This is a genomic window from Methylobacterium sp. E-012 (assembly GCF_057836545.1).
On record NZ_JBYQEY010000001.1, the window covers coordinates 5593577 to 5612699 of the forward strand.

At 67.5% G+C, this 19123-nt stretch carries 17 protein-coding genes; 5 read left to right on the top strand and 12 right to left on the bottom strand.

The window, feature by feature from the left end; genetic code table 11:
- Window positions 1-5 precede the first annotated feature (5 nt).
- The 9 genes from AC3IF1_RS26850 to AC3IF1_RS26890 all read right to left on the bottom strand — a co-directional run bounded on the left by AC3IF1_RS26850 (window position 6) and on the right by AC3IF1_RS26890 (window position 10273).
- Complete coding sequence (locus AC3IF1_RS26850) at window positions 6-800, bottom strand: ParA family protein (protein ID WP_489220062.1); 795 nt, start codon at window positions 798-800, stop codon at window positions 6-8.
- Window positions 797-1048 carry a hypothetical protein gene (locus tag AC3IF1_RS26855; protein WP_489220063.1) on the bottom strand — a complete coding sequence of 84 codons (252 nt, stop codon included), beginning with the start codon at window positions 1046-1048 and terminating at the stop codon, window positions 797-799. Before AC3IF1_RS26855 ends, AC3IF1_RS26850 begins: the two co-directional genes overlap by 4 nt.
- The gene (locus tag AC3IF1_RS26860; protein WP_489220064.1) at window positions 1048-3678 is read right to left on the bottom strand and encodes a chemotaxis protein CheA; all 2631 of its coding nucleotides are present in this window, start codon (window positions 3676-3678) and stop codon (window positions 1048-1050) included. The genes AC3IF1_RS26855 and AC3IF1_RS26860 overlap by 1 nt, the downstream gene beginning before the upstream one ends.
- Complete coding sequence (locus tag AC3IF1_RS26865) at window positions 3675-4052, bottom strand: response regulator (RefSeq protein ID WP_489220065.1); 378 nt, start codon at window positions 4050-4052, stop codon at window positions 3675-3677. The genes AC3IF1_RS26860 and AC3IF1_RS26865 overlap by 4 nt, the downstream gene beginning before the upstream one ends.
- A gap of 7 nt (window positions 4053-4059) precedes the next feature.
- A complete protein-coding gene (locus tag AC3IF1_RS26870) occupies window positions 4060-4938 on the bottom strand; it encodes a CheR family methyltransferase (protein ID WP_489220066.1) in 879 nt (292 codons plus the stop codon).
- The gene (locus AC3IF1_RS26875; RefSeq protein WP_489220067.1) at window positions 4935-5552 is read right to left on the bottom strand and encodes a HEAT repeat domain-containing protein; all 618 of its coding nucleotides are present in this window, start codon (window positions 5550-5552) and stop codon (window positions 4935-4937) included. The genes AC3IF1_RS26870 and AC3IF1_RS26875 overlap by 4 nt, the downstream gene beginning before the upstream one ends.
- Window positions 5542-6648, bottom strand: a complete 1107-nt coding sequence (cheB, locus tag AC3IF1_RS26880) for a chemotaxis-specific protein-glutamate methyltransferase CheB (RefSeq protein WP_489220068.1) — start codon at window positions 6646-6648, stop codon at window positions 5542-5544. Before cheB ends, AC3IF1_RS26875 begins: the two co-directional genes overlap by 11 nt.
- A gap of 63 nt (window positions 6649-6711) precedes the next feature.
- Entirely contained in the window at window positions 6712-8310 is a 1599-nt protein-coding gene (locus AC3IF1_RS26885; protein ID WP_489220069.1) for a chemotaxis protein CheW, read from the bottom strand.
- A gap of 31 nt (window positions 8311-8341) precedes the next feature.
- Complete coding sequence (locus tag AC3IF1_RS26890) at window positions 8342-10273, bottom strand: methyl-accepting chemotaxis protein (protein WP_489220070.1); 1932 nt, start codon at window positions 10271-10273, stop codon at window positions 8342-8344.
- 1001 nt (window positions 10274-11274) lie between these two features.
- Between AC3IF1_RS26890 and AC3IF1_RS26895 the strand changes: the two genes are divergently transcribed.
- The 5 genes from AC3IF1_RS26895 (at window position 11275) to AC3IF1_RS26915 (ending at window position 15832) form a co-directional block, all read left to right on the top strand.
- Window positions 11275-12534, top strand: a complete 1260-nt coding sequence (locus AC3IF1_RS26895; protein ID WP_489220071.1) for a site-specific integrase — start codon at window positions 11275-11277, stop codon at window positions 12532-12534.
- A gap of 2 nt (window positions 12535-12536) precedes the next feature.
- Window positions 12537-13256, top strand: coding sequence for a hypothetical protein (locus tag AC3IF1_RS26900; RefSeq protein WP_489220072.1), 720 nt, complete (start codon window positions 12537-12539; stop codon window positions 13254-13256).
- A gap of 43 nt (window positions 13257-13299) precedes the next feature.
- Window positions 13300-13518 (top strand): helix-turn-helix transcriptional regulator, encoded by a 219-nt coding sequence (locus AC3IF1_RS26905; RefSeq protein WP_489220073.1) that lies wholly within the window; start codon window positions 13300-13302, stop codon window positions 13516-13518.
- A gap of 11 nt (window positions 13519-13529) precedes the next feature.
- Window positions 13530-14138 (top strand): hypothetical protein, encoded by a 609-nt coding sequence (locus tag AC3IF1_RS26910; protein ID WP_489220074.1) that lies wholly within the window; start codon window positions 13530-13532, stop codon window positions 14136-14138.
- Between the two features lie 908 nt (window positions 14139-15046).
- A complete protein-coding gene (locus tag AC3IF1_RS26915; RefSeq protein WP_489220075.1) occupies window positions 15047-15832 on the top strand; it encodes a hypothetical protein in 786 nt (261 codons plus the stop codon).
- 820 nt (window positions 15833-16652) lie between these two features.
- Here the strand turns inward: AC3IF1_RS26915 and AC3IF1_RS26920 are convergent.
- From AC3IF1_RS26920 to AC3IF1_RS26930, 3 genes are read right to left on the bottom strand one after another with little or no spacing between them, the layout of a single operon-like run.
- The gene (locus tag AC3IF1_RS26920) at window positions 16653-17162 is read right to left on the bottom strand and encodes a hypothetical protein (protein ID WP_489220076.1); all 510 of its coding nucleotides are present in this window, start codon (window positions 17160-17162) and stop codon (window positions 16653-16655) included.
- Entirely contained in the window at window positions 17162-17473 is a 312-nt protein-coding gene (locus AC3IF1_RS26925; protein ID WP_489220077.1) for a hypothetical protein, read from the bottom strand. The genes AC3IF1_RS26920 and AC3IF1_RS26925 overlap by 1 nt, the downstream gene beginning before the upstream one ends.
- Before the next feature lie 42 nt (window positions 17474-17515).
- Entirely contained in the window at window positions 17516-19081 is a 1566-nt protein-coding gene (locus AC3IF1_RS26930; protein WP_489220078.1) for a hypothetical protein, read from the bottom strand.
- Window positions 19082-19123 lie beyond the last annotated feature (42 nt).

A 19123-nucleotide genomic window follows, 5' to 3' on the forward strand; every position in this document is an offset into this window, starting at 1 on the left:
GTCTCCTAAGATGGCTGGTGGGTTGCGGGCGCCGCATCGGTCTGCCAGACGGCGGCCAGCTCGTCGGCCAGCAGGCCGTAATCGGCGGCGCCGCGGCTCGACGGGGCGTAGTCCCGGATGGGTTCGCGGGCGGCGAAGGCCTCCGCCAGGCGAATATCGGTCCGGATCCCGGTGAGCACGCGCTCGATCCCGAATTCCCGGGCGATGTCGTGCAGGGTCTCGCGGTGGTGGTTGGTGTGCACGTTCAGCATCACCGGCAGCAGGCCGACCACCTTCAGGTCGCTGTTCACCGTGGTGGCGATGCGGAAGAACAGCCGCGCCAGCTGCCGCACGCCCTCGGCCGACAGGGCGTGGGGGATCATCGGCACGAGGACGCCGTCGGCCGCCGCCAGGGCGTTGACCAGGATCATGTCCAGCGAGGGCGGCGTGTCGAGAATCACGAGGTCGAAGCGCGCCGCGATCTCCGGTCTGCGCAGGCCGCGTTGCAAGGCCGAGGCGCTGCGGTCCATGGCCGTGGTGCCGTCGAACAGCTGGTCGGCGGGGACGACCGACACGCCAGCGGAGGCGGTCGGCCGGACGGCGTCCAGCAGGTCGAAATCGGGGGTCGTGAAGATGTGGTGGGCGGTCGTCGCGTCGCGCTCCGGCACGATGCCGAAGCCGAGGCCGGCATGCCCCTGGGTGTCCAGATCGACCAGCAGCGTACGCCGGCCGCGGGCGCCGCACTCCGCCGCCAGATTGACGGAGGTCGTCGACTTGCCGCTGCCGCCCTTCCGGTTCGAGATGGCCAGAATCGTGGTCAAGCGGCCGCTCCGGACGCCTGCAGGAACGGCATGACGAGGCCGGCCAGCGCCGGATCGGCGGGCGGCGCAATGGCGGCCGGCCGGGCGGCGGCGAGGACCTGCAGGATCGCGGCGTGCAGCCCCTGGCACTTGGTCAGCACGACCTTGTGGGCGCCCGGCCTGCGCAGGGCCTCCAGGAGCGGCAAGGCCTCCTCGACGGTGCAGTGACCCTCCAGGTGGACGGTCCTGCGGACGATCCGGATGGCCATCACAGCAGCTCCCTGAGGTCGAGGACCAGGAGGACGCGGCCATCCCCCAGGAGGGTCGTGCCGGCATAGCCGCCGATGCCGGTCAGGACGCCCTCCAGGGGCTTCAGGATCACGTCCATCCCCTCCCGGAAATTGTCGATGATCAGCCCGGGACGCCGGCCGTTGACGTGGCAGACCAGCACGGCGGCGTCGGCCTCGCCGCGGGGCTGCTCGGGCAGGTTCAGCAGGCGCGACAGGCGCAGCAGCGGGATGATCGTCTCCCGCAGCACGAAGGTCTCGGATTTCTTGATCATCCGGATGCGCTCCCGCGGCACCCGCACGGTCTCGACGATCATGTCCATCGGCACGCCGTAGAGGCTGCCGGCGGCCTCCACGATCATGATCCGGGTGACCGCCATGCTGAGCGGCAGGGCGAGGCGCGTCGTCGTTCCCTCGCCGATGCGGGAACTCACCGTGACCTGGCCGCCGAGCTTCTCCACGGTGGTCAGCACCACATCCATCCCGACCCCGCGGCCGGACAGGTCGGAGACCTCCGCCGCCGTCGAGAAGCCCGGACGGTAGATCAGGTTGATCGCCTCCTGGTCGGAGAGGCGGTCGGCCTCCTCCTGGCCGACCACGCCCTTGGCGATCGCGGCGCGGCGGATCCGGGCCGGGTCGATCCCGCGGCCGTTGTCCTGGACCTCGATGATGACGCTGTCGGCCTCCTGGCGGGCCTTGAGCAGGATCCGGGCGGTGGTCGCCTTGCCCGCCGCCCGGCGCTCGTCCGGCGACTCGATGCCGTGATCCAACGAGTTGCGGACGATGTGCAGCAGCGGGTCGCCCAGCGCCTCGATGATGGTCTTGTCCGCGGCCGTGTCCTCGCCTTCGAGGGCGAGGTCGATCCGCTTGCCGAGCTTGCGCGCGAGGTCGCGCACCAGCCGGGGAAACCGGTCGAAGATCTCGGAGACCGGCAGCATGCGGACCTGCATGATCGCGCCCTGCATCTCCTGGGCGAGCCGGTCGATGACCGCGTATTGCTCCTTGATCTCGCGGGACATCTCGCGCGAGGCGTAGGTCTCCTCCGCGCGCTTGGCGAGGAACGGCAGGGCGTTCTTCGAGACGACGAGTTCGCCGATCAGGTTCATCAGCAGGTCGATCTTGGCCTGGTCGACCTTCAGGGATTTCGCCGCGAGGCGCTGCTCGGGCTCCTTTCCGCCCAGGGCCGGAGCCGGCGGGGCCTCCTCGGCGAAGGTCTGCGGACGCGTCTCCGCGGGCGCGGGCGCGTCCTCCGCGCGCTGGAGCGGGGCGCCCGCCAGCACGGCCGACAGGGCGCTCAGCACGGGCGCGACCGAGCGGCCCTCCCGGGCCGCCTCCAGCGCGGCCTGGAACGCGGCGCGGTCGGCTTCGCGGCCGAGGCTGAGGAGCACGTTCTCCACCACCGTGCCGACGGAGGCGAGGCGATCCGCATCGTAGCCCGTCCGCTCCAACGCCCGGTGCTGGCTCGCCAGGACCGATTGGGCGAGTTCCTGGCGCGGATCGGCGGCCGACGGCGCCGGAGCCTGGACGGCGGCGAGCGCTGGGGCCGCCGGGACCGGATTGAGCCGGCCCGAGCCGGCGGCCGCCACGAATGCGCCGACGAGCGCCGGATCGGGTTCAGGCGCCGACAGGGCGGCGTCCAGCCAGTCGAGCGCCTGCCGGCGCCAGAGCGTCGGCCCGGCGACGCTGCGCAGAGCGGCCACGGCGTTGCGCAGGTCGTCATGGCGCCCGGCGGCGAGGAAGGCCGTGGCCGCCTCGCGAAAGTCGTCCCAGATCGGACCGTCGCTGGCCTCGCCCGCGATCCGCACCAGGTCCCGGGGCCGCACGGGGGCGATGGTGATCCGGTCCAGCTCGTAGCGCATCGCCAGCTCGATCTCGGCCCGGGCCGCCGTGCTCAGCAGAGCGAAGTGCAGGTTGCACTGGTAGGGATCGAGATCCTCGAGCGGCCCCCAGGGTTCGGCGGGCGCGATGTCGAGGACCAGCGCGTCCGGCACCTGCTGGATCGCCTGGAGGGGATCGGTCCCGTTGAAGAAGCAGCCCGGCTCCGGCTCGTAGCGGACCAGGTGGATCGCCTGGCCGCCGCAGGCGCGGCGGAACGCGTCGAGGCAAGCGGTGGCCGGCAGGCGGGCGAGAAGCGCCGGCGGCAAAGTCGCGAGGTCTTCGACGGAGGCCGGACCAGCCCCGTGCCGCGGGCCGTCCGCCGCTGCGCCGTCGGCCGCGCCGTCCTGCGATCGCAGACGCTGGCGCAGCGACGCTGCCATCCGGTGCGCGACGATGTCGGCATCCGTCGGCAATACGGCGCGCCGCTCGAGCTCGTCGATCCACTGGCCGACCTGGTCGAGGCTGTCGAGCAGCATGTCGACGAGGGCGGAGTCGATCTGGAGCGCGTCGGACCGGACCTCCCCGAGGAGATCCTCGGCGGCGTGGACCAGCCGGGTCAGGGCCGCCGCGTCGAACAGGCCGGACGAGCCCTTGATCGTGTGGACAGCCCGGAACACCTCGTTGATCGCGGTCTCGTCCGTCGGGTTCCGCTCCAGCTTCAGCAGCCCGCTGGCCGAGACCTGCAGCAGCTCGCGCGCCTCGGGGATGAACCGGGCCAGCAGGGGATTGCTCATGCCCGCGCGCCCGTCAGCAGGCGCGCCGTCTCGACGAGGAGCACGGGATCGGCCGGTTTGACGATGTAGAAGTTGGCGCCCGCCTCGTAGGCCCGGGTCGCGTCGATGTCCTTGGACTCGGTGCTGATCGTGACCACCGGGATCGCCTGAAGCGACGGCTCGCGGCGGATCCGGGACACCAGTTCGTAGCCGTCCATCTTGGGCATGTTGATGTCGACGATCATCAGGTCGAAGCCGCCGAGCAGCGCCTTCTCCAGGCCCTCGACCCCGTTGGCGGCCTCCTCGACGACGAACCCGGCCCGGCCGAGCACGTCCTGATAGAACATCCGCATCGTGATGCCGTCCTCGACGACAAGTATTCGTTTGCCGGCCATGCCCGTATCAATCCTGATCGATCGGTCTTTGATAGACGATCGTGTCGCCGAACTTGCGCGGCAGGAACATCGACGACATCCGGCTCATACTCTCCGAATGTCCCAGGCAGATGAACCCGCCCGGGGTCAGGCATTCGTAGAGCGCCTCGACCGCGGCACGTCGGGACATATCGTCGAAATAGATCAGCAGATTACGGCAGAAGATCACGTCCATCGCGCGGTAGCGATGCATGTGGATCGAGTCGGACAGGTTGGCGATCGAGAACTCGATGGAGCCGCGCAGCTCGTGGTGGATCTCGAACTGATCGTCGCCCACCGCGCGGAAGTACTTCTTTCGCAGCTCCGGCGACAGCCGCTGCAGGGAGCGGTTGCCGTAGATCCCCTTGCGGGCATCGGCGAGCACCCGGGAATCGATGTCCGACCCGGTGATCTCGATGGCGAACTCGTCCGCCCGCGACCAGTTTTCCAGGATCTGGATCGCGATCGAGTACGGCTCCTCTCCGGTCGAGCACGGCATCGACCAGATCCGCAGCGTTCCGCCGGACCGGCGCGTCCGGGCGATCTCCGGCAGGATACCGCGCACCAGGGCGTCGAACTGATAGTCCTCGCGGAAGAAATAGGTTTCGTTCACCGTCATCAGGTTGACGAGGTGCTGCAGTTCCTCCCCGGACGCCTGGAAACGCAGCAGGGTGAAGTACGCCTTGAAGCTGTCGCTCCCGGTCTTGGCGATCCGCTCGAAAAGACGCTTCTCGAAGAAATACTCCTTCTTGCCGCTGAACGAGATACCGGTCCGACGATAGAAGTATTCGTAGAATTTCTCGTACTCGTCCTCGGTGATCTCGACCGCCGGGGCGGTCTGCACGAGGGAACGGGGCAGTTGCATCATGCGCCTCCGATCCGGCGGATCGCCGCTGCGGCCGCGAAGCGGATGAAGGGGACCTCGGGGAAGCGCGCGGCCAGGGCCTGGAGCGGCGCGATGGCGCTGGCATCGCCGATCTCCGCGAGGCCGTCGACCGCCGCCGCGCAGACATTGACATGGGAATCGCCCGCCACGACCTCGGCCAGCCAGGTCGGCGCCTTCGGGTGCGGCAGCAGGCTCAGCATGTTGACCGTCAGGATCCGGACGTCGCTGTCGGGATCGGCCAGCAGGTCGGCGACATGCGGCTCGACCTCGGCAGGCATCTCCTGAAGCACCTCGATCGCGGCGTTGCGCAGGGCGCTGTCCTCGCTGCGCAGCAGCGGCAGCAGGCCCTCGACCACCGCGGGGGACTTGATCCGGATCAGCGTCGTCAGGATCACCGCCCGGACGCTGGCGGCCGGCTCGCGGCCGAGATGCGCGCAGAGGAGCGGTCCGGCCTCCGGGAAGGCACCGAGATCGCGGGCTGCCCGGCGCCGCTCGCCCCCCTCCGGGGCGGCGAGGGCGGCCGTGAGGGCGGCGAGATCCGCCTGCGGCGCCCCGGCTTCGGTCCTTGGCGGGAGGGTCGGTTTCTTAAGGGCCACGGCGGCGTTCCCCGACTCGCGCGCCGGCTTCCGGAGCGCGGAGCCACCTGACGAGCTGCTCTGCGATCGCGTCGCTCGGCAGGACCACGCTGGCCCCGCCGCGCTTGATCAGTTCCTGCGGCATGCCGAAGACGATGCTCGTCTCCTCGTCCTGCGCGATGGTCAGGCCGCCGCCGGCGCGCACCCGGGCCATGGCCTCGGCGCCGTCGTCGCCCATGCCGGTGAGCTGCACGGCGATCAGCCGGTTGGCGGGCAGCAGGGCCAGCGCGCTCTCGACCATGCGGGCGACGCTGGGATGCCAGATATGGTCGTCGCTCTGCGGCAGCGGGGTCGCGGAATAGCCGATGCCGCGGCGGGTCACGACGAGGTCGGCATCCCCCTTGGCGATGTAGACCGTGCCGGGCTCGACCGGCATCTGCCGGGCGACCTCCACCACCGACAGCGGGCACAGGTCGTTCAGCCGGCGGGCGAACACCCCGGTGAAGCTGCCGGGCATGTGCTGGGCGACCAGGACCGGCCAGGGGAAACCGGCCGGCAGGCGCGGCAGGATCTCCTCCAGCACCCCGGGCCCGCCCGTGGACACGCCCACCAGGACCAGCCCGGGGCGCCCCCCGCTCGCGACGGCGACCCGGGATTGCGGCTCCGGCTCAGCGCGGCGGCGCTGGGCGGCCAGGCGCCCGCGCAGGCCGGTGCTGCGGCGGACCCGGCTGGTCGCCGCGCTGCGGACCTTCATCAGCAGTTCGCGGTGAATCCGGTCGATCGACAGGGAGATCGTGCCGCCGGGCTTCTGGACGAAGTCGACGGCCCCGAGGCTCAGCGCCTGCAGGGTCGTCTCGGCGCCTTCCTCGGTCAGCGACGAGACCATCACCACCGGCCGCGGATCCTCGCTCATGATCCGCGACAGGCAGGTGATCCCGTCCATCTCCGGCATGTTGACGTCGAGGGTGATCACGTGCGGATCGAAGCTCTGGAGCGCCTCCAGGACCTCGACGCCGTTGCGGGCCGTCTGAACCGTGAAGCCGCCCGCCGCCTCAAGGAGCTGCGTGAGGTGCCTGCGCATCAACGCGGAATCATCGGCCACGAGGGCGCGGATCATGCGGGGTCTCGCAAGGGTGACGGGGGAGCGGGACGCAGGTCCGGGCGGCGCCCGGACCTGCGCTCAATGGGTGGTGAGCCGGACGGCGGCGGCTTCCTGGGTGTCAAGGAGCTGCATCGTGTCCAGGAGCAGGACCATGCGCTTCTGGCTCTCCAGATTGGCCACGCGCCGGATCAGGCGCTGCTGCGCGTCCGACAGGTTGGGCGCGTCGCCGATGGCCTTGGCGGAGATCCGCATCACCTCGGAGACGGAGTCGACGATGAAGCCGGTCCGGACGCCCCGGACGGTGAAGACCATGATCCGCTGACGGTCGTTGCGCTCCGCCTCGGCGAGGTTGAAGCGGCGGCGCTGGTCGACCACCGGCAGGACGACGCCGCGCAGGTTGATCACCCCCTCCACGAAGGACGGCGCCTTCGGGATCCGGGTCAGCTCGTCCGGCACGCGGACGATCTCCTGCACCGCCTCGATCGGCACGCCGTATTCCTCGCCCATCAGGCGGAACACCACGAACTGCTCTTCGTCGGCGGCGTCCCGGCGCTCGTCCCCGTCCTGTCGTCCGTCGGCACGCATGCCCTCATTCTCCGTGGCGGCCAGCTTGCGCAGCTCAGTGGTGTCGAACATCGTCTCGACCGACAGCACGGAGACCAGGCGCCGTCCCTCCTGCAGCCGGCAGATCGCCTGGATCTCGTCCATGCCGCCGTCCTGCGACAGCAGGGCCGGCATCGCCTCGACGAGGTCGCGGCTGACCCGCAGCACCTCCTTGACGCTGTCCATCACGACGCCGACCGACAGGGTCCCGCCGTCGCCGAGCGACACCACCACGACCTTGTTGGTCTCGCTGAACGCCTTGGCCTGGAGGCCGAACATCTCGCGCAAGGACACCAGCGGCAGCAGGCGGTTGCGCAGGGTGATGACCCCGAGCACGTGGGCCGGCGCATTCGGGACGTGGGTGATGCGCTCGGGAAGCTGGACGATCTCCTGCACCCGCTCGATCGGGAAGGCATATTCCTGCCCCGCCACCTCGAAGCTCACGAGCTGATCCTCGTCGGCCTGGATCTCGGCCCGGGCGGACGAATCCGCGTCGGCGGCCTGCACCTGGCCGGCGGCCCGGCGGGTCTTGGCGGCGATCTGGCTGAATTCGCGACTGACGAGCTGGGCCGCGTCCAGGATCATCACCATCGACCGGCCGTCGTCGCCCTTGATCATCCCGGTCAGGAGCGCGGTGTCGACGCTGCCCTCGATCGCCGAGGTCGGCTCGATCCGGTCGGGATCGACCGTGACGACGTTGGCCATCCGGTCGACCACCAGGCCGATCGGATGGCCCTGGTCGAGCACCACCACCCGGGTGGCATCGTCGTTCAGCACGGGCGGGAAGGCGAACACGTCCCGCAGGTTCAGCACCGGCAGGACCGTGCCGCGGAGGTTGGCCAGCCCCAGCAGCGAGGCGGGGCTGAACGGCACCCGCACCACCTCGGGGATCCGGATGATCTCCTGCACGTCGGCCAGCGCGACGGCGAACATCTCCGTCTCGACGTGGAAGATCACGAACTGACGGGCCTCGCCGCGGCCGTCCACCTCGTCGCTCCGCGCCGCGGCGTCGGCCGGATCGGGCGTGAACCCGGGATCCGGCGCCTGCACTGCCTGAGCTGCTGCGTTTGCCATGGTCGGTCTCTCGCTCTCCGGGCGGTTCGGCTCAGGCAGCCTGAAGCTCGTCGGCGAGCGAGGCGATCTCCTCGATCGCGGCGGCGAGCTGCTCGGCGCCCTTGCCCTGCTCGCCGGCGGCGATCCCGGCCTCCGCGGAGGTCCGCGCCGCCTGTTGGGCGGCGGCGGCGACCTGCTCGATCGCCGTCTGGACCTCCCGGACCATGCGGGTGATGCCGTCGGCGCCGGCCAGGATCTCCCGGTTGCCCGACAGCACCTCGACCATGTCCTTCACGACGATGTCGAGGTTGCGCGAGATGGCGCCGCTCTTCTCGACCTCGACGGCGGCGCTGTCGGCGATCTCCTGAAGGTCGCCGCGCACGAACACGATCGTGTCCTGGATGGTCTTGACCGTGTCCTTGATCCGCTCCGCGTTCTCGGCGGAATCCCGGGCGAGGTTGCGGATATCCGTCGACACGACGGCGAAGCCCTTGCCGAACTCGCCGGCCCGCGCCGCCTCCACCGAGCCGTTGACCGCGAGCATGTTGGTCTGGATCGAGACCGTGGTGATCGCGTCCACGATCTTGTCGATGCGCCGGCTGACCTGCTCGAGGGACGCGATCTGGTCGCGGCTCACGCGGCCGGCCTCGACGGATTGCTCAAGGCCGTCGATCATCGCGTCAACCAGGCTCTTGTTCTCGATCAGCAGCTCCGAGATCCCCTGGGCCTTCTCCACGGCGTTGCCCGCCAGTGTCTGGGTAACCTGGGCGCGCCGCTCGATCTGCGCGATCGCCGCCGAGGATTGCTGGGTCGCGGCCGATTGCTGCTGCGCGCCCTTGGTGATCTCGTCGAGGGCGATCGTGACCTGGCCTGCTGCGCGGTTGATCTCCTCGACGGCGCTGGAGAGCTCCTCGGCGGCCGAGGCGACCTCCTCGGCGCTCTTGCCGATATTGGTGCTGTTCTTGAGTTCCTCGGCGAGGCCGGACAGTTCCTGGGCGGCGTCCTCGCTCTGCGACAGCGCGGTGGTCTGCTGCTCCACCATCTTGCCGGCCTCCTGACAGGCCGCGCTCTGCTCCTCGGCCGCGGCCGCGATGATCTCGGCGCCCTTCTGGGCCTCCGTGGCGGCGGTCGCCGATTCGTCGGCGGCCCGGGCGAGCTCGCCGCAGCCGTCGATGATCTCGGCCATGTTGCCCCGCACCCGCTCGAGCTGGGCGGTCACCGTCCGGCCCTTGTCGACTTCGCCGCGGGCCGAGACCGCGGATTGGCTGATCCCGTCGGCCGCGACCTTCACGTCGGCCTGGATCTGCGCCACGAGTTCCTGGATGTCCCGGGCGGACTTCTCGCTGGTCTCGGCCAGGGTCCGGACTTCGTCGGCGACCACCGCGAAGCCCTTGCCGTGCTGGCCGGCCCGGGCCGCCTCGATGGCGGCGTTGAGGGCGAGCAGGTTGGTCTGGTCGGCGATCCGGGCGACGGCCTTCACGATCTCGCCGATCGCGCTGGCCTGCCGGTCGAGTTCCTCGACCAGCTTCACCGAGGCCTCCTGGCGCTCGGACGCCTTGGCGATGGCCCCGACCGTCGCGCCGATCTGCGCGGCCGTCTCGACGATGAGCCCGGACAGGGCCTCGGTCTTGCGCAGGGAGGTGCCGGCATTCTCCTTGGCGGCCTGGATCAGGACCGCGCCCTGGTTCACCGCCTTCATGGTTTCCTGGGCGGCGCCCGCGGCCTCCTCGGCGCCGACGCCGATCTGCTCGGAGGCCTTGCGCAGCTCCTCGGCCGCGGCTGCCGCCTCGGCGATCCCGCTGGACAGCTCGGCGGTGGCCGAGGCGATCCGCTCGGCGGCCTTCTGCTGGCGCGCGAAGGTTCGGGCCTTGCGCTTCTCCGCCTCGGCGGCGAGGTGCGACCGGCCCGCGACGGCCGGCGCCCTGTCCCGCGGGGCGGCCGGGGCCGGCATTGAGTGGACGGCGGATTTCTTCGCGAGAGCCATGGTGTCGACGCCTTATGCCTGGATCTGAGGGTTTTCTGCCCCTGGACAGGGGTCGGTTCGCTTTTCTTGATATGTCATCTGATTGTCATGTTGCGGTTTTTAGCAATTATCTGCAATACTCGCCTAAAGGATATGTATTTTTACAGTCAATGATCAAGATCTACGACTCATTATTGACCATTAGTTTACGACAACTCTAGTATACTCAAAAACTGCCCCTGCACAAGACATTTTTATGGACCAATTTTGCTCCTGAGGCTCATGTAATGTCTATCGAATGCCAATTATCATATAGATCCACTCGCTGTTCAATTCATTCAATGGGACCTATGCGGCGCAAATCGATGATGACCGCAAATCATCAGATCGATTAACCGTAGAACCGAAGAGGCGGCGGAGGCCCAACCCGATCTTGCAGTAATGGTCCCGGCGAGAGCTTGCGCCCGATCCGGTTCGCGACACCGCCCCTGAACATAAAAGGGGCACGGCGAGACGGGACCTGGATCAGTCCGTGACCGGAACGGGCCGGAAGCCCTTGGCGTCGATGTGAGCGGCAGCCCACGGGCCGCGATGCACGAGCTGGGGAGCGGACAGGAGGAGGCCCAGCGCAACCGCCGCGGCCGCACGCCTCGGGTCCGTCACGGACCGAGTTTGCCAATCAAGGCGTCAGAATTGGCAAGCGGGAACAGCCGGCGACCGACAGCCAAAGCGGGCTCTGCGGCGATCTCAGCGATCTGTTTGGTGAGCGCGTTGGGGTTCGAACCCAAGACCTACAGATTAAAAGCTTGCGAACAGCCGCGTTAACGGCGTTGGCCCATGCGCACGCCAATCGATAAAACGATTGCCTTGTAGGCGCTTAGCGCCCTACTCTGTCGATGGGCGTCGATGAATGTCGCTCGTTATTTACCCCGCGTGCTTCCCCGGTGCTTCCCCGGAACAGGCTCGGTGCTACCCCGCCCTGCCCCGTGGATCGCATTGTGAGCCCGGGCCGGGCGAGTGGCATGGCCGAACAGCGAATCACCAAACGGATGGTCGACGGGCTCGAGCCCCGCCCGGCCGAGTATACGGCCTGGGATCGTGACCTGACGGGCTTCGGGGTCCGTGTGCGCCCGACGGGCGCCAAGACGTACATCGTGGCCTACCGAGCCGGGCGCGGCCGCAGCGCGCCCTATCGGCGTCAGACGATTGGCGCAGCCGACAAGCTTTCCCCGGATCAAGCGCGCCAGGAGGCCGTAAGGATCCTCGCCGGGGCAACGCTAGGCGCCGACCCGGCGGCCGAGCTCGCTGCGGCCAAGAAAGCTCAGACTGAGGAGCGGAACGCCCCGAAGGTTCGTGACCTCCTCGACCGGTTCGTAGCCGAACATGTCGACACGCGCCTCAAGGCGCGGACAGCCTCAGGCTATAGGCAGATTATCGAGAAGGTCCTCAAGCCTGAGCTCGGCGACATAGCCGTGAAGGCGCTCACGCCAGCTCGTGTAGCCGAGCTCCACCATCAGCGCCGGGCAACCCGCACACACGCGAACGCGATTGTGCGGGTGCTGTCGTCGGCGATGAGCCTCGCTGAACAGTGGGGCCTCCGTGAACCCGGCTCGAATCCTTGTCGGGTGCGCAAGTTCGCCTCTCGCCGACGCGAGCGCCTGTTCTCCGATATCGAAGTGGCGAAGCTGCTGAACGCCGTAGAGGCGCTGCAGGCCTCTGCCGCCATCACAGAGTTCCAAGCTCTCGGCATCCGCCTCCTGTTCGCCACAGGTTGCCGTGTCGGCGAGATCTCCGGCCTTGAGTGGTCATTCATCGACTTCGATGAAGGGGTCATTTCATGGCCCGATACAAAGACTGGCTCGCTCACCAAGCCTCTCACCGAGGAGGCGCGCGGCATCTTGGAGGCCGCGCCTCGGATCGCCGGCGTATCGGCTGTGTGCCCGTCGAGGAACTTGAAGGCGATGCGGGTCGAGACGCTCGAGGGCGCCTTCGAGAAGACGATGGCGGCGGCCGGCGTGGTCGCGAAGGAGAACGCGACCACTCACCTAGTGCGCCATTGGTTCTGCACGAAGATCTATTCCGACCCAACAATCTCCCTCCCCGATCAGATGCGGATCTGCGGGCACAAGTCGGTCGCGACGGCCATGCGATACGCCCAACTGCAGATGGAGGCGGTGAAGCGTGCGGCTGAGGAGAGCTCGAGGAAGCGAGCGGCGGCACTGCAGGAGGCGCGAAAGAAACTCGAAGCATCGAATATCATCACGCTACGGCAGGGCGGCTGAGAATGGTTTTTGCCTTCACAGACGCGCAGTGGGCGACCATCAGCGAAACAATCGCCCGGGTCGGCGGGGAAGCGACAGATGAAGTTAGGGGACTGCTTGAGGCCGATATCAGCAGGTATCTCGGCAGCAACAACAACGATGCCGAGATCATCGCAGCTCTTCGAATGGTTTCGAAACAAGCCCACGCATTGAACCAATCTCTGCGAGATTTGGCACGAGCTCGTCTAAAGGAAGAGCTACTTAGGTCTGAGCGCCGCCCTGAAGTCATCGCCAACGATGTCAAGGCGCGCCTGAGGTTCGCCCGTGAGGTCCTCGAATGCGCAGAGGGTGCCGATTTCGATTTGGACAAAGGCTATCGCGCTTTCAACGATGCCCGCCGAGGACGCCCGCCCGACACAACGCTACTCGTTTGGGCCATAGCCATCTTGCGCCTCGCCAGGCGGGAAAAATGGACGATTGAGGACGGCAGGGGCCGGACGTCAGCTGCCCTGACCGACCTGATGCTCAAGCTTTCACAATGCGCCCAGAAGGCCCGAATAAGCCCTGGACACGAGCGACGCGCGCTCGCGAGGGCTTTGGGGCAGGCGCTAAGCGAGCAGCGCGAGGAAGCGCGAGCCGCTGTGCGGCTCAATGCGGAATTCGACGCGCTTTGCGGCTCTGAGCCAGAAATGCCCGAGCACCCGGCGATTTATTTGCGTAGCTCGGCGCGAAAATCTGATTAAGTTGGCGAGCCGTGAACGGTCACTTGGAGCCGAGGCGGCAAAGATGGATAAGCCTACAGCACTCGAACAGCGCGGTTTCCGATGCGAGACGGATGCTGCGGATCAGCTTGGATCTAAGCCTTCCACGCTGCGCGCGTGGCGAGTGAAGGGTAAAGGCCCGCGTTACTATAAAATCGGCGGCAAGGTCTTTTATCGAGATACCGACCTCGATGCATGGATCGAGGCTCAGGCTCGCAGCTCTACCTCCGCGATGATGCCGTGAGGGAGGAGACTATGCTGACCGACCAGCTAAAGGCTATTGGCCTTCTCGCCCGCGACATCGCCGTAGCCGCCCTGCGCCCGGATGCCCCTGAGGACCTTGGCGTGATCGCTTCCGACCTGGCCGTCGTGCCGGGCGCGCTGCTGCCGCCGCTTGGCGATTTGCAGGCATTTCAGCATGCCGTGACCCTCGCCAGGATCATGGCCGACACATTGCGGCAGTCCGAAGCCGACATCCACCGGCTGTACGAGGATGAAGACGAAGCGAGATTCCCTACAAGCAACGATGCGTTTGCATCAAGGGCGCCGCGCCGTCGAGCTAGGCGAGGCGGACGGGAACGTGTTCTGAACCTACGGAACGGTGCACATGTCCGTGGAGAAGACTCGGATGAGCTTCGTATTGCCTGTGTGACCTTCGACAACGGCGTCGAGGTCGTAGGCATAATGGCGACAGCTTCTTCGCTCGGGAGTGGGCCCACCTGCCTCCTTTTGCCCGAAGCGGCGCGTGAGGCTGCGGCGGCTCTTTTGGTTGCAGCGGACGCACTTGATCCGCCAGTTCGGTCGCAGCCGCGTTCGCGTCGGCGCGAACGCGTTCAAACGATCATCGGAGGGCGGCATGAATAGCCTCAACTCTCCGATTTACATCAGCACGCTCAACAATAAGCCGCTGAGGTTCTTCCGGGCTCCATACGTCGAGCCCCATCTCCCATGGCATTCATTTGACGATCTGATGCGCTGCATCGGTGTCAGGCAATCACACAGGGATGAAGTCCTCAAGGCCCTGAGGTGTGCCCGTTTCTATGACGTCGGCACAATCGCTAGCGGGTCTGAGATAGTTGTTACGGCCCCAAACTATGCCGCTCGATGGTTTATCGAGAACGTTAGGGGCAGCATGCGACATCGCTCAAGGCACGATCTTATCTATCGCGTTGCTATGATCGATGCATGGTATGCGTCGATGCGAAACAGACCAGCCCATGAGGGTGAAAACCTACTTCTGCGGGCTGTTCGGAATACTGATCGAGCAGAAGCGGGATGGCACGCCGCATAAGCGTCCTTTCCGATCTACTCCTGTTCAGCGACAGCCCAGCGGTCGAGCGCAGGGCGCCGCGGTCTCACGCCGACAGCAGTAAACTACGTTCAGCAAGATGCTGACGGCCAACTAAGCTCCAAGATGGCGCAAACTCCGACAGGTCAGATCATCGAACGATCCGCCATCGGAGTATTTCTCTCCGCGAAAACTCCGAAATATCCGCTTGGTGGGAGTTGCGGCGACCTTGGTCTGCAAATATGCCTAGCGGCTGTGCCCGGAAAATGAGGAATTGCCGCCGCGGAACTGAGCCCTTGACAAGCCAACGGCCCCACCCCCTGCCAGGGATGAGGCCGTCTAGAACCTGAGCCTCAAGAGGAACGGTCCACCGCCTTCCAGAGGCCATAGCTCGCCTGTGCGAGTCAAGCTGGAATGGCAAATTCCGGCGACGGTAGCGGCTTGCCCGGACCCTGGAACGCGGCCCTTATAGGGACCGTGAACGATGGTGTTCGACCACATGCGGCGCGCCGTGGAGGCCGCTGCTCCCGACCGGCTGGACGAAGTCGTCTCAGCAGTTTGGGAGGCCTACGGGGCTGGCGGCCTCACAGATGCCGAGGCTGAGCAGCTCGACGGGCTACTGAACGCGCGACGCGGGGCTGCTCGGGCGGCTCCTACCAAGGTACAGCCCCTCGCAGCCGTCGCGGCGCAGGTCGTTCCGGCGGTCGCCTCTCCCCTCGAAGGGGAGAGGACGCCGCCTGGCCGCGCGCATCATCGTACCGGGTCGCGCCCTCGTACGCCTGAGAGCCTCACCCGACGCCGGCGTTGGGCCGCAGCCGGCTACCTGCCCCCGGCGCTCGCGGCAGCCTTCACGGGGGGTGAGCAGGCCGTGCTGGCCGTCATCGCCCTCGAGGTCGCCAAGCGCGGCGCCTGCACGCTCGCCCTCGGCCACATCGCGGCGCTCGCCGGCGTCTGCCTCACCGTGGCGAAGCGAGCCCTGCGCCAGGCACGCACGCTTGGCCTGGTCGACGTCGAGGAACGGCGCCTCAGCCGCTCAAGAAACGACACGAACAAGGTCACGGTAGCGAGCCACGAGTGGGCCGCGTGGCTGCGCCTGCGTCTGCCTCGGGCGCGCCATACAGGCTTTAGGGGGAGTGCAGGCACAACTGCGAACGCCACGGCTACCAGAAATTTCAGAGAACCATCCTCAAGCCGTCCCCACCCCGGAAACAGGCGCCTGACAGCCCAGAATCGCGCAAGCCCGGCTGCGGCGCGCTCTGTAGACGCCTGAGGCCGCCGCGCGCTCGTATGAACGGCGAGCGCCGGCCTCAGGCTTTCGAGGAGATGAGCCTCATTCTGCAGCCTGGCGGCCAGCAGAACCGACGAAAGCTGCCGAGGGGCAGCGGGCGATTTCGACGTTGCGCCTCGCTCCGATTCGGCATGAAGTGCGGCAAGGCAGGAACAGGAACGAACCCGTGATGCGCACTATTCTTGTCCCTCTCCTTCTGGCGGTCCCGGCCCCAGCCATCGCCTGGACCGATCCGGGCTACTATGCGACGCCCGAGTACCGGGCCGCTGTAGAGGCCCGACAGCGCGAAATGTCACGTCCGTCAGCTCCTACAGCGGCGGGTCAAACGACAGTGCCTGGAGCTGAGCTAGAGATCCCAGACTACGATGTCGATGCAGTCTGCGCTACTGACAGCGATCCGCGCGGGCGGGCCTATTGTCTTCGTGCTGAACAGTCCAGCTACAACACAATAAAACTGTTGTGGCCAAGAGCAAGCGACACAGCAAAGCGCTACGCTTTAGAAGTTGCAAAAGGCGGTCGGAAATCGAGGGCCTATTACCAACTTATTGAACAAGGTCTCGTGGCCATGATGCGTAACGATGAGATGCGGCGGGATGAAGCCGCCCCGCCGAAGTTCGTTCGCTAACAGCTTCCACACAGGCAATGCATAGCTACTGCTGCCGTTTTCTCTGCTTTAGATCAAGTTTCCGGGGTTGCGCGCGGCATCGTGTTGCCGTGGTTCAGCTTCACCTTGCAGAACAACACGTCCTTACCGACGGCCTACGTGCGGGCGGAAGGATGAGCGCGGGGTGCTGTGCCGGGCTCAGGCGCGCTTCGCCTTCGCCATGCGAAGCCCTGCTTTCCGCCGGTCAATCCGCAGGCCGATGGCGGCGAGCTTCCCACCGATGCCGGCGAGGGCCTCGCGCAAGGCGGCCTCGTCCTGCCAGGCGCCCGCGCTTACGAGCGCTGCTGCAGGATGCCGCCCGGCCGCGGCGAGCGGCATGAGCGTGCGTGCGATCAGCTCCGACGTGCCTAGCCCGCCTGCAGGGCCGAGGATCACGAGAGCGTCGACGTCAGCAGCGAAAAGCTTGCCCGCCGGTGGCTTCAGCCCGGGTTGAACCTGAGCTCGGAGTGCTCGAGCGGCAGCGGCGTCCCGGGCGGCCGCTTCGGCCTTCGCCCGCAGCCTGGCTATACTGCGAGAGCTCGGCGGCCGCTTCACAGGCGGCGCGTTCGGATCCACGGGCGGGAGCGTGACACGGATCTGGTGCGGATGCTCGGCCCGGTCCGGCTCGAGCCCGGCCCGGCCTACAACACGCCGGCGAGTTGCCAGCATCACTGCAGCCTCGCGAGGCTGTCGGCGAGCGTCGAGGCCACCACGTCGTGCTGTTCCACCGGATCCCGAGTGAGGGCCTCGAACAGGGTCCCGGCGAGGCTGCCCAGAACGTTCCCCTGAGCGTTTAGGGCGCCAAGGGCCGCCTCTCGGATCACGTCGCGGTCAACTTGGCCGCCGAGCTGCGCAATGAGAGCTCCGTTCACGACGGTCAGGGCCCGCATGTGCTCGATGAGCACGCGCAATGCGTCGTTCTGGACCAAGGCGAGGCGCTCTAGGTCTTCGAGCCTGTCACATTCCACGGCGTTGCCCATCACTCTGCCCCAAATCCCGGCGTGTAGCCGTCATGGAAGCGGTCACCGCTTGGCCGGCCTCGGAGCATTCCGCCGGCCGCGTTCACGCGCCCGATGGCGCCGTTCGCTTGCCCCGACAAGCTGATGACCTCCCGCAGAGCCGCTGCTGCCGAATTGGCTTCGGTTGACCTTGCCGTCGATGACGCCGGTGAACGAGTTGGCCGCCGTGCCGGCCCTGTCGCCGCCCATCGTTCCGACGATGGACGGCATGATGCCGGTCAAGAACCGCTCATTGTAGCCCTGCAGGCTCGACTTCGCTTGCTGAGCAAAGTTGAGCATCTCGGTCGGATTGAAGTTTCCGCGCGTGAAGACCATGGCCCGAACGAGCTTTCCGGTCTCACGTTCGAAGGTCTCGCCGTTCCCGGCCGTGCCGCGCTCCTCGGCAAAACGGGCCATCTTGTTGCCCATCTCGCCGGCGTCGTCCTGTACCTTGTCGCCGGCCGCCGCGTGCACGACGGAAGCCGCCTTCTGCATGAAGGTCAGGTGCTCCATGGCGTGCTCGAGCGAGCCGAACGCGCCGGTCGTCTCGTTGATGACTTTGAGGTTCTCCTCGAATGAAGCGGTCGGAACCGCTGCCGTGGTCGCCTTGCTGGCCGCGTGAATTTCCTCGAGCTCGTGCGGCGTGCGGCCGGCGTTCTGCAGCGCGACAATCTCGTGCTGGTAGTTCGCCCCCGCGTGCACGGCATGCTCGATGCCGCCCACGACGCCATGCGCCGAGGCGTAGCCGGCCGCGCCGGCTGCCGCCGTGCCCACGATGCCATGGTGGCGAATGTAGTGCTGACGGCGCTCGGCTTCGGCCTCGGGGTCGTCGCCGTGCCCGCGCCGCCGGCGGCTGCCGTGCGACAGCATGCCAGCCTCGGCGCCCGCGGCCGCCGCGGCGCCCGCGCCCCCGGAACGGCCCATGCCGTCCCTGAGCCTGCGCTCGGCCGAGGCGACGGCCTGGCGGCGGCTGTCGGCCGTGGCCATGCGCTCGGCCAGGGCGTGTGTCTTTGCCGCCGTGGCAGCCTTGTGCTCGGCGCCAGAGACGCGGCCGAGCAGGGCGATCTGTTCGCGCAGCTGCGCGTTCGCCGCCTCGGTCTCGCTGGCGAGTTGCTTCTCGGCGGCGCCCAGCGCGAGGCCCCGGCCGGCGCGGCCGACGCCGGCGGTCAGCAGCTCGTTCCGGGCGGCGCGCACGGCGCGGCCCCGGTCGAGGAACGCCTCCTGCGCGGCCGTCTGGCGGCGCATGGCAGCCGCCTGTGCCTTCTCGGCGGCCTTGATCGCCTTGGCGTCGCCGGCTGCCTGCGCCCGGGCGAGGGCCGAAGCTTCCTTCGTGACGGTCACGCGCGCCTGGCGCAGGGCCGCGCCCTGTTCCTTCAGCGCCCGGGATCCTGCCTTGAAGGCGTCGATCCGCGCGCCCTTGCCGGCCAGCGCGTCGAGCTGCTTCAGGGCAGCCGCGCCGGCCTCGCCGAGCTTTTTGAGGTCCGCCCCGCTCGCGCCGAGCTTCTTGAGCGCCTCGGCATCGGCCTTCGCCTTGGCCTGCAGCCCGTCATCCTTGAGCTGCAGGGTCAGGGTCGAGGTCAGATTGCTCACGGCCTGCACGCCCCTATTTGCCGGGAAGTTGCCGCCGCCGGG